Genomic DNA, 13,409 nt, shown 5'->3' with positions numbered 1-13,409 from the left:
CACTCAGCCGCGGTAGTCGGTGCTGTGGCCCAGCGGCGACTCCAGCGCCCGCCGCCAGTCGAAGAGCGTGCCGTCCCGTGCGTCCCGGAACCGGCTCTCCAGATACATCCAGCCCGCCGCGCCGGAATTCCCGCCGTGTTTGGGGTGGACGAACGCGCCGGTCATCGCGTGCCGGCGCAACAGCAGCAGGAAGAACCGCGGACTCCCGTAACGGGCGTAGTCCCAGCCGTCCACCTTTTCGGTCTCCATCTGCCGGTAGAGGTCCGCGTACAGATCCGCGGGCGCGGCCGCCGGATCGAGTCCGCCGAAACGGGACCGGATGATTTCCCCGATGATTTTGAGGCAGGTGTGGTAATCATCGGCGTGGTGCTGTTCCTGGCGGGCGATCAGTTTGTCGATGTAGTTGACCGTGCCCACCTCGTCGTCCAGCTGATAGGCCAGCGGGAATTCCTCGTCCCGGCTCGCGCGGTCCAGCGACTCGTACACCCCGCGGATCAGCCGCCGGTTCTCGTCGAGCCGGAAGGGCAGCAGATGGCACACCAGCCGGCCCAGCAGATCGCGTTCGGTACGGCTGAGCGTCAGCGGCACGGTGCAGGCGTCGGTGAAGAAGCGGGACCACGGCTCGCCGTTGTCCAGCACGGTGCGCTGCGGGTTGACCGGGTCGAGCGCGTACACCCCGTCCACCGCGAACTTGTACGTGTGGACCTGCCCCTTCGGGACGCGCACGGTGGTGGAGAAGAAGCCGGTCGGCTCGCCCGCGAACACCAGCGGGCGCAGCGGCACCGGCGAGTGCAGCGGCCCGAAGGTGCCCAGTACGGCCACCGAGGCAGGGGCGGTGCGGCGGCCGTCGTAGACGAACGTCACGTCGTTGTACGGATACGAAGCGGCCGCCGACGACCCGTCCCAGTGCGCGTCGACGACCGGGAAGCGCCACGCCTCACAGATCGCCGCGCGCTCGTCGCCCGGCGCGTACTGCCCGAAATCGTGGCGCGCGTCCCGGCTGTCCCTGGCAAGGTATTTGGTGCAGTGATTGAGAATGTACTGATCGTCTTTCTCGATGACCTCGATCTTCACCGCGCACCTCCGGGACGTCTTGAGGTGCCATTGAAAGTATTGCGCGCGGCGGGGGTTGTCCACGCCGTCGGCAGACGCCGTATCGTGCCCCGTATGCGCGCCGCTTGGTACGAGAACAGGGGCCCGGCCCGAAAGGTGTTCCAGGTGGGGGAGTTGCCCACTCCCGAGCCCGGCCCCGGGGAACTGCGCATTCGGCTGGCGTTCTCCGGGATCAATCCGGGGGACGTGAAGAAGCGGCAGGTGTGGCTGGGAGCGGCCACCCCCGCCTTCCCGCGTACCGTGCCGCACAGCGACGGGGCAGGGGTGGTGGACGCGGTCGGTGACGGCGTGTCGGCCTCCTGGGCCGGGCGCCGCGCCTGGTGCTCGTACGCCCAGAGCTACCGCCCGTACGGGACCGCCGCCCAGTACACGGTCGTCCCCGAAGGCTGCGTCGGGGCCCTGCCCGACGGCGTCTCCACCGAACAGGGCGCCTGCCTGGGCATACCCGGCATCACCGCGCACCGCGCGGTGTTCGCGGACGGCCCGGTGGCCGGGCGGACGGTGGTGGTGGCGGGCGCGCTGGGCAGCGTCGGCCGCGCGGCGGCCGTTCTGGCGCGGCGGGCGGGCGCGCAGGTCATCGGCACGGTCGGCCGTCCCGCCCAGCTCGCCGCGCTACGAGAGCTGGGCGTGGACCGCGCGGTGTGCGTCGGGGACGACGTGGTGGACGCGGTACTGGCGCTGACCGGCGGACGCGGCGCCGACCGGGTCGTCGAGGTCGCCTTCGACGTCAACGCCGGCCTCGACGCGCGGCTGCTCGCCCCGGGCGGCACCCTCGTCGCCTACGCCACCGGCGAACCCGCCCCCGCGCTCCCCTTCTGGCCGCTGGCCTTCAAGAACGCGACCGTGCGGCTGCTGGGCTACGACGACTTCCCCCGGGAAGCGGTACGCCTGGCCCTCCCCGACATCACCGCGGCGGCCGCCGCTGCCGCCCTGCGCTACCCCGTCGCGGCCGTCCACCCCCTCGACGCGATCGCCGCCGCGCACGAAGCCGTCGAACACCCGACGACGCCGGGCCGGGTGCTGCTCGCCCTGCCGGACTGAGGAGCCGGTGTCCGCCCCTAGGCCGGTCGCCCACGGGTACGGCGCAACTGGGCCGGACGGCGTACATACCCGCGCGGAATGCGGGCACCCGGGCCGATCAGGGCAGGACCCCGAGGTGAGAGGAGACGCAGATGGTGGCGGAGAGCCGGAACGGGCGGCGGCCGCGCGTGGTGATCGTGGGGGCCGGTTTCGCCGGGTACGAGTGCGCCCGCACGCTCGCCAAGAAGTCCCGTGGCGCCGCTGAGATCGTGCTGATCAACCCCAATGACTACTTCCTCTACCTGCCGTTGCTGCCCGAGGTCTCCGCCGGAATCCTGGAACCGCGCCGGGTGTCGGTGTCGCTGACCGGCACGCTGCCGGACGTCCGGCTGGTCCTCGGCCAGGTCGGCGGTGTCGACCTGGACGGCCGCCGGGTGGAGTACACCGACCCGGAGGGCCGCACCGGATCGCTCGGCTACGACCGCCTCGTGCTGACCGTCGGCAGCGTCAACAAGCTGCTGCCCATCCCGGGCGTCGCCGAGCACGCGCACGGCTTCCGCGGGATGCCCGAGGCGCTGTACCTGCGGGACCACATGACCCGCCAGATCGAGCTGGCGGGCGCCGCCGAGGACCCGGCCGAGCGCGCCGCCCGCATGACCTTCGTCGTGGTCGGCGCGGGCTACACCGGAACGGAAGTCGCCGCGCACGGCGTGACGTTCACCGAGTCGCTGGCGCGCCACAACGCCGGGCTGCGCGACGCGCCACGGCCGCGCTGGATCCTGCTGGACCTCGCCGACCGGGTGCTGCCCGAACTGGACCACCGCCTGTCGCGCACCGCGCACCGGGTGCTGAGCAAACGCGGCGTCGAGATCCGTACCAAGACCTCCGTCAAGGAGGCCACCTCCGACGGGGTGCTCCTGAACGACGGCACGTCCGTCGACACCCGGTCGCTGATCTGGTGCGTCGGCGTCCGGCCGGACCCGCTGGTCGAGTCGCTGGGGCTGCCCACCGAACGCGGCCGGCTGTGCGTGGACGAGTTCCTCGCCGTGCCCGGCCACCCCGAGGTGCTCGCCTGCGGCGACGCCGCCGCCGTACCGGATCTGACCCGGCCGGGCGAGACGACGCCGATGACCGCCCAGCACGCGCAGCGCCAGGGCAAGGTCGCGGCCCACAACGTCGCCGCCTCTTACGGGCAGGGTGAGCCGCGCGCCTACAAGCACCACGACCTGGGCTTCATGGTCGACCTCGGCGGGGTGCAGGCCGCCGCCAACCCGCTGCACGTCCCGCTGTCCGGCCCGGTCGCCAACGTGGTGACCCGCGGCTACCACCTGATGGCGATGCCCGGGAACCGGGTCCGGGTCGCCGCCGACTGGCTGCTGGACGCGGCGCTGCCGCGCCAGGGCGTCCAGCTGGGCCTGGTGCGCTCCTGGTCGGTGCCGCTGGACACGGCGGCACCCGAGCTGGCCCGGGTGCCGGCGGACGGCGGAAAGGGGGAGCCGGCGGCGGGGGAGCGGACGACGGCGGACGACACGCCCGAAAAACCCCGAAAAGCGGAAGGAACCTGATGACCACGCAGAACGACCCGGGTGCCGACACCCGGTACGACCGGCTGCGCGAGCTGGCACAGCAGCTGCGCGTCGACTCCGTACGGGCCGCCGACGCCGCCGGCTCCGGCCACCCGACCTCCTCGATGTCCGCGGCCGACCTGGCCGCCGTACTGCTCGACGAACACCTGCGCTACGACTTCGCCGACCCCGAGAACCCCGGCAACGACCACCTGATCTTCTCCAAGGGACACGCCTCGCCCCTGGTGTACGCCATGGGCAAGGCGGCCGGGGCGCTCACCGACGAGCAGCTGCTGACCTTCCGCAAGAACGGCAGCCTGCTGGAGGGGCACCCCACCCCGCGCATCCCGTGGGTGGACGTGGCCACCGGTTCGCTCGGCCAGGGCCTGCCCTTCGGCGTCGGCCTGGCGCTGGCGGGCCGCGACCTGGACCGTGTCCCGTACCGCGTGTGGGTGGTGTGCGGCGACAGTGAGCTGGCCGAGGGCTCGATGTGGGAGGCGTTCGAGCACGCCGGGTACGAGAAGCTGGCCAACCTCACCGCGATCATCGACGTCAACCGGCTCGGCCAGCGCGGCGAGACCCGGCACGGCTGGGACCTGGACGCCTACGCGCGCCGCATCCGGGCCTTCGACTGGCACACCGTCGAGGTGGACGGCCACGACGTGGCGGCCGTGGACCGCGCGTACGCCGAGGCGGCCGCCACCACGGACCGGCCCACCGCCATCATCGCGAAGACCCGCAAGGGCCAGGGCGTGCGTGCGGTGGCCGACCAGGAAGGCAAGCACGGCAAGCCGCTGAAGGACGCGGCGGAGGCCATCGAGGAGCTGGGCGGCCTCCGCGACCTGCACGTGGAGGTGCACCGGCCGCGTGACGCCGCACCGCGCCCCCGGGCCGGCGGCGGCGCGCCGGAACTGCCGGACTACAAGGTCGGCGACGCGGTCGCCACCCGCGACGCCTTCGGCGAGGCGCTCGCCGCGCTCGGCGCGGCCCGGGAGGACGTGGTGGCGCTGGACGGCGAGGTCGGCGACTCCACCCGCGCCCAGATGTTCGGCGACGCCCACCCCGACCGGTACTTCCAGTGCTACATCGCCGAGCAGCAGATGGTGGCCGCCGCGGTCGGCATGCAGGTACGCGGCTGGGTGCCGTACGCCACCACCTTCGCCGCCTTCCTCAGCCGCGCCTACGACTTCGTCCGGATGGCCGCCGTCAGCCGGGCCGACCTCAACCTCGTCGGCTCGCACGCGGGCGTCGCCATCGGCGAGGACGGCCCCTCGCAGATGGGCCTGGAGGACCTGGCGGCGTTCCGCGCCGTGCACGGCAGCACCGTCCTGTACCCGTGCGACGCCAACCAGGCGGCCCGCCTGACCGCCGCCATGGCCGACGCGGGCGGCATCCGCTACCTGCGGACGTCCCGGGGCGAGAGCCCCGTCATCTACGGGCCCGCGGAGGACTTCCCGATCGGCGGCAGCAAGACGCTGCGGTCCACCCCCGAGGACCGGGTCACCATCGTGGCCGCCGGGGTGACCGTCCACGAGGCGCTGGCCGCCGCCGACACGCTGGCCGAGGAGGGCGTGGCCGCCCGCGTCATCGACCTGTACTCCCTCAAGCCGGTGGACCTGCCCACGCTGCGGGAGGCCGCCGAGGTCACCGGGCGGATCGTCACCGTGGAGGACCACCACCCCGAGGGCGGTCTCGGCGACGCGGTGCTGGACGCCTTCACCGACGGCCGGCCGGTGCCGCGTCTGGCCCGGCTCGCGGTGCGCACCATGCCCGGGTCGGCGTCCCCGGAGGAGCAGCTGCGCGCCGCGGGCATCGACGCCCAGGCGATCGCGGCGACGGCCAGGGGGCTGCTCACCTCGACACCGTGAGCCCCCGCGGCCGGCGGCCCCGTCCCCCTCGGGGGCCGGGGCCGCCGTATGCCGTCCGCTCCCGGCCGCTCACTTCGCCTTACGGATCTCCTCCGCGCCCTTCTTGTCGAGGGCCGCACGCACCAGCGCCGCCGCCAGTACGGCGGGTTCCGTCTTCTTCCCGGCGGCCTTGAGCAGCGCGTCGGGTGTGGTCGGCAGTCCCACGCGCTCCGCGCCCTGCAACGCCTTCGCGTCCAGGTGCGGTTCCAGCTCGGGCCACACGGCCTGGGCCTCCCGCAGGAAGATGTCGACGCCCGCCGGCCCGAGGCCGGGCACCTCGCGCAGCAGCTTGCGCAGCCGGTCCGTGTCGCCGTCCGCCGCTTTCCGCATCCGGCGCAGGTCGCCGCCGTACGTGTCGAGCAGCAGCTCGGCGCCGTCACCCAGCTGGGTCGCGGTGCGTTCGTCATAGCGCCGGTAACCGCCCTCGCCGAGGGCGTCCACCCGCTGCTGCCAGGTCGCGTCCTTCATCCGCCGCGCGGACCGCAGTCCCGCCTTGGACAGCGCGTGGCTCGCCGCCACCGCGATATTCGCCTGGATACGGGCGCTGAGCAGGCAGGAGAGCACCAGCAGCCGGTACAGCGGCTGCGGGGTGTCGGTCAGCCGGATGCCGGCCTCGTCGGCGTAGGTCCGGCCGTAGGTGTCCAGAAGAGCCCGGATCCGGGCGCGGTCGCCGCTCATGACCGCCCCCGGAAGGCCGCGTCGTGCAGAGGTGTGTCCACGGTGTCCACGGTGCCGTACATCTCCCTCACGTCCATGTTTGCTCATTCTTCACGGCGTTTCCCGGCCCGCGTACCCACCCGGCCACCGGACCACCCGTCAACTCCCGTACGCTGCTCCTTCGACCGGAGGGGCTGGTGATTCCGGAGCCACAGGGGGCTGCCGGGGGGCCAGTGGAGTGAATGCGGGGGACCATGAGCAGAACACGGAGCGCGGGTACGGTGGCGGTCGCGGCCGCGGTGGTGCTGGCGGCGGGGGCCCCGGCCGGCGCGGCACAGCCCGCCGGATCGTACGGCGCCACCACGTCCGTCGGTGTCCACAACGCCTATGAGAAGGCCAAGTACCCTTACTTCGCCGACGCGTTGGACTCCGGCGCGAGCCTCGTCGAACTGGACCTGTGGACCAACGCGCTCGGCAAGACCTGGCGGGTCTCGCACAGCAACCCGTTCGCCAACAACAGCAACTGCGTCAACGCCACCACCGCGGGCGAGCTGCGCACCAAAAAGCGTGACCAGGACTTCGGCGGCTGCCTCGCCGACATGAGGGCATGGCATGACGCCCACCCCGGCCACCGGCCCATCACGGTCAAGGTCGAGATGAAGGACGGCTTCAACGACAAGGGCGGCCGGGGCCCGGCCGCCTTCGACGAACTGGTCCGCGCCCGGCTGGGCGACGCCGTGTACGGGCCCGGCGACCTGGCCGCCGGCCACCGCGACCTCGACGAGGCCGTACGGGCGAACGGCTGGCCCACCCGCTCCGCGCTGAACGGCAAGTTCCTCTTCGAGCTGATACCCGGCACGGTCGAGGAGAACAACCCGCTCGACAAGCTGTGGACCGACCGCGAATACGCCACCCACCTGAAGGACCTCGCCGCCCAGGGCAAGCTCGCGCGGTCCACCGCCTTCCCCGCGGTGCACGGCGCGGCCAAGGGCGACCCGCGCACCCGGTACACCGACGCGGCACTGCGCCCCTGGTTCGTGGTCTTCGACGGCGACGCCGCGACGTACCTGAAGGACGGTATCGACACCGCCTGGTACGACAGCCGCCACTACCTCCTGATCATGACCGACGCGCACAAGGTGCCCCCGGTCATCGACGGCACCGAGCCCACCGAGGCCCAGGCGCTCGCCCGCGTCAACCAGCTCGCCGCCGCCCACGGCAGCATCGTGACCGCCGACTGGTACCCGCTGCCGAAGGCCCTCAAGGCCGTGGTGCCGCGCGGGAAGTAGGGCGTTCGGACGGGCCGCCTCAGCTTGTCCTACCGTTCTAGCGCGGGCCCGCGCCGTAGCGGGTGGTGCGCCGCTTGTTTTTCGAGCCGAGGGGGCTGCCGGGGCCGGGCCGGGTGGGTTTCGGCGCGCGGGCCGGGCACGGCAGGTTCGGGCGGAGGTTTCTGAACCCCCTGCGGACCCGCGTGGGGGTGAGCCGGCCGGGCTCGGCGGGCTTCTCCCAGGGGCGGCGGAGGTCCGCGGCCAGCGGCCGGGCGAGGCGGAGCTGGGTGTGGGCGGCGACGACGAGCCAGGTCCACCGGTCGGCCGCCGTGGGGGTGCGGAGCTTCGGGCGGGTCCAGCCGAGTGTCTGCTTGATCATTCGGAAGGTGTGCTCAAGGTCGAATCTGCGCAGGAGGGCTTGCCAGCGCAGGTCGCCTCCTGGCAGGTCAGGCCGGTGGCGGACGTCCACAGCCAGATGGGAAGGGGGGCGTTGCCGCCGTGCTTGGGCGGGTGCCCGCCGCGGGGATGGGCCCGGTAGAACTCCGTGCGGGAAGGCGCCGGCCGGCGCATCACCCGGTCCGTGCGCATCCGTCCCAGCACCTCGACCGGCAGGCCGGCCAGGAGGTAGGCCATGCGCGGGGCGTCGTAGCCGGCGTCGAAGACGATGAGGATGTCGCGGTCACCCGCGGACCACCGTCCCATGTCGATGAGGTCCCGGACGGCCCGCCGGACCTGGTCAGCGGTGACCTCCGCGACGTCGTCGGCCGGCCCCAGCCGGACAGCGACCAGGATCTGGCACCAGGAGGTGCGGCCCGCCTCCAGTGCGGCGACGAACGAGTAGGGCCAGCCGGGCACGAACTGGTCCGAGGACCGGCCGCTGCGGCCGTAGACATGGCAGAACAAGCGGTCCGCGCTGGTCGGCGCGTCCGGCCGCAACCAGTGGGTGACGTCCACCGCCAGGACCAGGCGCCCGTCAGCAGCCTGCGGCTGCGGCAGCCCGGCCAGCACCTGCCGCAACCGCGGCACATCGACGCTTCCGCTGTTCAGAGCGTCGTACATCGCCCCGTGCCCGCACCGGTGCTCGGCCGTCAACGTCAGGTCCACCGGCGTGGTCACCGGCCCGTCCGCACACAACAACGCGTCGGTCAGCTCGAACAGCGTGCCGCCGCGAGCCGTCAGGCAGTCGAATAAGTCCTCCCGGAAGCGTGACGCTTGCCCGAACGCTTCCCCGGGACTGGCGTTAGGCAGCAGACTCATCTTCACGGCCTTCGTCTCGATCAGTGCGCCTTGGTCGGAGCACATGTTCAGACGAAGGCCGTCTCTACGTCCGGCGAATGCCCAGGTGAGCGGCATAGTGCGAGACCCATTTCGACCCCGCACCTTAAAGAACAAGCTCAGACCCGTTCCGCGGTGGCGCGCCGGTACAGGGCGGCGATGTCCGGACCGAACCGGCTGCTGTACGAGGTCGCGTCGTCGCCGCCTTCGTCCAGGCCGCCGATGACACCGGTCACCGTCCCGAGGCCGGTCGCCGGGTCGATGCCGGTGAGCATCGGGCCGCCGCTGGTCCCGTTGGGGAAGCCGGCGCAGTCGAAACGCAGCTGGCCGGGCATCGCGGTGGTGGTGTTCTGGCAGCTGACGGGCGTCTCGCGGTCGTCGGGATAGCCGACGGTCCGCGTCGGCAGACCGGCGGGCGGGGAGAAGCGGATCTGCTCGGCGCCGGTCAGCTCCTCGACGCGCCGCTCACCGGGCCCGGCGCCGTGCGGGCGGCGCACCCGGAGGAACGCCACGTCGTGGCCGTCGTCGCGGTCCTCTGCCCAACGCGGGTCGACGTCGATACGGTACGGCACCCACACGCCGTACGGCAGGACGCCGTCGTGGTAGCCGGGAGCGAAGACGAGATTCGTACGGAAGCCGCCGTCGTAGACGCAGTGCGCCGCGGTGACGACCAGGTCGCCTGCCGGGGAGTGCACCACGCTCGCGGTGCAGTGGTGGTCGGCGTCACCGTCGCTGCCGGGCGAGAAGAGTGGGCCGACGGCGGGGGAGACGGCTGCCGGGGCGGCCCGGAGCGGCCGCGACACCGGCAGGTCGGCCGTCTTCTCCGGCACCGCCGGCGCCGCTGCCCGGTCCGCTTCCGCCGCCGCTTCCCGTCCCGCCGCCGCACGGGTGGTGGCGCGCGGGGGACCCGGGCGTTCGGTGTACGGGCCGGAGAGCAGAGCATCGGCCGCCGCGTCGCCGTCGGCCGCTTCCCCGGCGTACGAGCCCGTGACCGGGTCACCGGACGCCAGGAACCCGCCGTGCGCGAAGGCCCGTACGGCCAGGACCGTACCGGCGCAGGTCAGGGTGAGTGCGGCACAGAGGCCGAGGGCGGCGGCCCGGCGGCGCCTGCGCGGCCCGCCCGGGGCCGGGGACCACGGGACGCGGTCACGCTCGGTCGTACTCATCAGCAGATCATACGGTTCCGGTGCGGGGCCGCCGTCCGGGCGGGGCCCCGCACGCCCCCACCCGCTCAGGCGCCGAGCGCGCTCATCAGCATCGGGAACGACGCCACCAGCTCACGCTCCCAGTAAGGCCAGGAGTGCCCACCCTTGGAGGCGCACACCGTTGCCGGGATATCCAGCTGCGCCAGCCTGCCGCGCAGCTCCTGGTTCATCCCGTACACGGCACGCTCGACCGGGTCCTGGGTGCCGTGCACGGGCGGGTCGGTGCAGCGCGCGGGCGACGGTGTGGGCGGGCGGTCACCATCGCCCCACGACCAGCCCGGACCGCCGTCGGTCGTCCCGTCCCCGTACGACAGGTACAGCGGGGTACCGCGCAGCGAGGCTGCCTGCTCCACCGGGCTGTTGCGCTTCCACAGCCACTGCTGGCGCAGGTCGGCCGGGTCGTCGGTGTCGAACGGATAGCCGGGCTCGCCCCAGACCCGCTTCCAGTCGACGAGGCAGGACAGCGCGCCCAGCTTGACACCGTCCGGGCCGGAGAGGCCGCCGTCCGTCGACCGGTACAAGGGGCTGACGGCGCCGCTGTACGAGGCGGCAGCGCGGAACATACCGGGGCGCGCCGCGGTGAACTTCAGCGCGCCGAGCCCGCCCATCGACAACCCCGCGACGGCCCGCGCCGTCCCGGCCCGGTAGTCCCGTTCCAGCAGCGGCCGCAGTTCGTCGAGGAGATACGTCTCCCAAGCCGGTGCGCCCCACTTCCCGCCGTTGTACCAGTTGCTGTAACTGCTGCAGCCGCTGGTCTCCGGCATGACGACGAGCACGTCGCGGTCGGCGGCCAGCTGCTCGACATGGGTGTTGGCGGTCCAGTCCCGGTGGTTGCCGCCGCCACCGTGCAGCAGCCACAGCACCGGCCACGTACGGGAGGCGCTCTTCGACCAGCCCTTCGGCAGCAGCAGCCGGACCCACTTGACCGGCGCGCCGGTCGCGGAGGACGAGATCCCCAGGTCGAGCATCCGGTCGCCGACCGGCACTTCGGCGACGACACGCGCCGCGCCGCGCGCCGGTGCGCCTGCCGCGTACGCGGGCGATTCCGCCGCCGGTACGGTGAGCAGCGGCAGCAGCAAGGCGAGCACCAGACCCGCCCAGCCCGGGCGCCACGATCCGCGGGGACGTACGGCCTTACGGCTTCGTGTCCGCACGGTCACGCTCCCGTGTTGTGCCGGATCAGCGTCTCGGCCAGGCCCGCTTCGTTGGGGAAGTCCATCGGGACGATGCCCAGCCCCGACCAGCCGCGCGCCTCCGCACCGTTCAGGAAGTCCTTCACCCGCGGGTTGAGCCGGTCAGCGTTGGAGCGGGGCGGCAGCAGGGCCGCGGTGCTGACGTAGTTGACGAACAGCTTGCCGGGCTCCTTGACGGCCTTGCGGAACTGCCCCTCGACCATCGGGTACTTGCGCAGCGGCTCGGCCATGTAGTCATCCTGGATGTCGAAGACACGCGAATCGGCGTACCGCACACCCGGCAGCCCGTCGGAGTCGGCCAGCACCACGACCTTCCCCCGGGCCTGCCCCAGGGAGGGCAGCGTGCCGTCCAGCCGGAACAGCGACCGCCAGTCCTTGCCGTCCAGGTAGATGTCGAAGATCCGCCGGAACTCCGCCGCGCTCTCCTCGGAGTACTCCTGCTTGACGCGCATCAGCACGGTCTCCGAGGGATGCGCCTTGAGGAACGCCCGGCACGCCACCAGCACATCGCCGAACATCAGGTTCTGGTAGAACGCGCCGTGGTGGATCGCGAAGACCGAGTCGATGGCCCGGCAGCGTACGTCCAGGAAGCGGATACCGCTGTCCAGCTGCTGCGCGACGGTGGTGTTCTGGCAGGCGACCCAGGGTCCGCCGTACCGCGCCCCGGAGTCATGGGTGCCCGGTATGGACAGCCGTCGCAGCTCCGTACCGTCCGGGAGTGCCGCCATCCAGTCCTGTACGGAGGTGGCGCGCCGGGGCCGGGAGGCCGGGCGCCCGACGGCCGCGGCGGACTGCCCGCCACCGGCTCCGACCAGCACCCCCGCGGCCGACACCGCTGCCGTCCCCTTCAGGAACCCCCGCCGATCCATGCGCCCACCCCGGTCTCTCTGCCGCTCTGCCGCCCCGGTACGAACAGACGATCGCAGCATCGAAGCACAGGAAGGACACGCTGAACAGGCAGCGGCGTGAACGGACGGGGAATGCGCCAACGGCCCCTCGCCGTAGGGCCGTAGGACCGTAACGGTTGCAAGGCCGTCAGTCGTCCGGCGGGCGCTCCTGCGGCGGCTGGGTGAGGGCGGGCCAGCGGCTGAGCATCCGCGTACGCATCGCGCCGGCGAGACGGCCGAGACCGCGCAGGTCGTCGCGATCGGCGGTGAGCCCGGTGACGACACCGAGCCGGTACGCGAGCCGCTGCCGCGCGGTGACCGTGCCCCACTCCCAGTCCTCCTCGGGGAGCCGGCCGAGGTGATCCACGGTCCCGCGATGCGCGCGCTGGACCAGCGCGTCCCCCCGGATCAGCCAGCCCGCGCACGCGTCGACGAGGTCACCGGGCGGCGCGCTGCCGGTCGTCGCCTCCCAGGCAGCCCCGTACGCGGCTTCCGCCTCGCGCAGCAGCGGCCGGGGCGTGTCCGTGACACACCAGCAGGTCGGGAACCCCATGCGCAGGTAGGCGAGTTCGGTGAGGCCGTTGCCCAGGGAGGACTGCTCGAAGTCGATGAACCGGATGCCGTCCGGAGTGTGCAGGTCGTTGCCGGGACAAGGATCACCGTGCAGCAGCGCGCCACCGGGCGCGGAGCCGAGCCGCCGCAGCAGGGCTTGCAGTTCCACTTCCGCCTCGGCCGGCACCGGCACCGCGAGGCGGTCGGCGAGGGCGAGGAACGCGCCGGTGTCCGCGCCGGACGGACCCGACCAGTCGGGCAGTGCCACACCGTCCGCCGGTCCGGACACGGTGGCCGTATGCCCGCCTGCATGTGTGGCCGTATGCAGGCGGGCCAGCGCCGCCGCGTAACCAACCACCCAGTCCGGCGACGGCCGCCGGTGCTCGACGTGCTCCAGCACCAGGACGCGCACCTCCGGGTCGGTGCCGAGCAGCCGCGGTACCACCGGCGGCGTCACCCGCGAGGCCAGCCGCAACGCGGCCACCTCACGGGCGTACCGCTCATCGGCGTCCGCGCTCTCCACGGCCTGCTTGACCACCGCGGGCGCGCCGCGCAGTTCGACCCGCCACACCCGGGAGCGCGGACTGCTGCCCAGCCGCACCGCGTGGCGGGCCGGGCCGAGCCGGTTCTGCAGGGCCTCTGTGAAGGGCAGCCCGGTCGAGATGTTCGGCATGCGCGGATGATCGCACGGGACGCCCATCGCCGTCGCCGGATTTGTACCTCGCGCACGAGCCGCAGGGGCCTCGCCAATCTGGGTCCCGCAGCCC

Annotated in this window: 10 protein-coding genes and 1 pseudogene; 4 read left to right on the top strand and 7 right to left on the bottom strand. The window is 72.9% G+C overall.

The window, feature by feature from the left end:
* Positions 1-3: 3 nt before the first annotated feature.
* The gene (locus tag ACZ53K_RS19335) at positions 4-1,074 is read right to left on the bottom strand and encodes a gluconate 2-dehydrogenase subunit 3 family protein (RefSeq protein WP_468837792.1); all 1,071 of its coding nucleotides are present in this window, start codon (positions 1,072-1,074) and stop codon (positions 4-6) included.
* 93 nt (positions 1,075-1,167) lie between these two features.
* On the opposite strand from ACZ53K_RS19335, the gene ACZ53K_RS19330 reads away from it, so the two are divergent.
* From ACZ53K_RS19330 to ACZ53K_RS19320, 3 genes are all read left to right on the top strand, one after another.
* Complete coding sequence (locus ACZ53K_RS19330; protein WP_468837789.1) at positions 1,168-2,154, top strand: NADPH:quinone reductase; 987 nt, start codon at positions 1,168-1,170, stop codon at positions 2,152-2,154.
* Positions 2,155-2,285: 131 nt separating this feature from the next.
* Positions 2,286-3,698, top strand: coding sequence for an NAD(P)/FAD-dependent oxidoreductase (locus tag ACZ53K_RS19325; RefSeq protein WP_468837786.1), 1,413 nt, complete (start codon positions 2,286-2,288; stop codon positions 3,696-3,698).
* The gene (locus ACZ53K_RS19320; RefSeq protein ID WP_468837784.1) at positions 3,698-5,566 is read left to right on the top strand and encodes a transketolase; all 1,869 of its coding nucleotides are present in this window, start codon (positions 3,698-3,700) and stop codon (positions 5,564-5,566) included. The genes ACZ53K_RS19325 and ACZ53K_RS19320 overlap by 1 nt, the downstream gene beginning before the upstream one ends.
* A gap of 69 nt (positions 5,567-5,635) precedes the next feature.
* On the opposite strand, the gene ACZ53K_RS19315 is transcribed toward ACZ53K_RS19320, so the two are convergent.
* Positions 5,636-6,283 carry an HhH-GDP family DNA glycosylase gene (locus ACZ53K_RS19315; RefSeq protein ID WP_468837781.1) on the bottom strand — a complete coding sequence of 216 codons (648 nt, stop codon included), beginning with the start codon at positions 6,281-6,283 and terminating at the stop codon, positions 5,636-5,638.
* 233 nt (positions 6,284-6,516) lie between these two features.
* On the opposite strand from ACZ53K_RS19315, the gene ACZ53K_RS19310 reads away from it, so the two are divergent.
* Positions 6,517-7,551, top strand: a complete 1,035-nt coding sequence (locus ACZ53K_RS19310) for a phosphatidylinositol-specific phospholipase C domain-containing protein (RefSeq protein ID WP_468837778.1) — start codon at positions 6,517-6,519, stop codon at positions 7,549-7,551.
* A gap of 37 nt (positions 7,552-7,588) precedes the next feature.
* Here ACZ53K_RS19310 and ACZ53K_RS19305 read toward each other — a convergent pair.
* The 5 genes and pseudogenes from ACZ53K_RS19305 to ACZ53K_RS19285 form a co-directional block, all read right to left on the bottom strand.
* Positions 7,589-8,787, bottom strand: a pseudogene (locus tag ACZ53K_RS19305) (transposase).
* A 137-nt stretch (positions 8,788-8,924) separates the two neighbouring features.
* Entirely contained in the window at positions 8,925-9,971 is a 1,047-nt protein-coding gene (locus tag ACZ53K_RS19300) for a trypsin-like serine peptidase (RefSeq protein WP_468837775.1), read from the bottom strand.
* A gap of 65 nt (positions 9,972-10,036) precedes the next feature.
* Positions 10,037-11,164 (bottom strand): alpha/beta hydrolase, encoded by a 1,128-nt coding sequence (locus ACZ53K_RS19295; RefSeq protein WP_468837772.1) that lies wholly within the window; start codon positions 11,162-11,164, stop codon positions 10,037-10,039.
* Between the two features lie 2 nt (positions 11,165-11,166).
* Positions 11,167-12,072 carry a phosphatidylinositol-specific phospholipase C gene (locus ACZ53K_RS19290; protein WP_468837769.1) on the bottom strand — a complete coding sequence of 302 codons (906 nt, stop codon included), beginning with the start codon at positions 12,070-12,072 and terminating at the stop codon, positions 11,167-11,169.
* A gap of 166 nt (positions 12,073-12,238) precedes the next feature.
* Positions 12,239-13,315, bottom strand: coding sequence for a phosphotransferase family protein (locus tag ACZ53K_RS19285; RefSeq protein WP_468837766.1), 1,077 nt, complete (start codon positions 13,313-13,315; stop codon positions 12,239-12,241).
* Between the last annotated feature and the right edge of the window lie 94 nt (positions 13,316-13,409).

The organism is Streptomyces sp. NPDC033221 (assembly GCF_055577005.1).
This window is presented reverse-complemented; position numbering and strand designations above follow the sequence as displayed.

Coding starts and splice junctions, on each gene's coding strand:
- ACZ53K_RS19330 (WP_468837789.1), top strand. CDS start 1,168: ATGCGCGCCGCTTGGTACGAGAACAGGGGCCCGGCCCGAAAGGTGTTC.
- ACZ53K_RS19325 (WP_468837786.1), top strand. CDS start 2,286: ATGGTGGCGGAGAGCCGGAACGGGCGGCGGCCGCGCGTGGTGATCGTG.
- ACZ53K_RS19320 (WP_468837784.1), top strand. CDS start 3,698: ATGACCACGCAGAACGACCCGGGTGCCGACACCCGGTACGACCGGCTG.
- ACZ53K_RS19315 (WP_468837781.1), bottom strand. CDS start 6,283: ATGAGCGGCGACCGCGCCCGGATCCGGGCTCTTCTGGACACCTACGGC.
- ACZ53K_RS19310 (WP_468837778.1), top strand. CDS start 6,517: ATGAGCAGAACACGGAGCGCGGGTACGGTGGCGGTCGCGGCCGCGGTG.
- ACZ53K_RS19300 (WP_468837775.1), bottom strand. CDS start 9,971: ATGAGTACGACCGAGCGTGACCGCGTCCCGTGGTCCCCGGCCCCGGGC.
- ACZ53K_RS19290 (WP_468837769.1), bottom strand. CDS start 12,072: ATGGATCGGCGGGGGTTCCTGAAGGGGACGGCAGCGGTGTCGGCCGCG.
- ACZ53K_RS19285 (WP_468837766.1), bottom strand. CDS start 13,315: ATGCCGAACATCTCGACCGGGCTGCCCTTCACAGAGGCCCTGCAGAAC.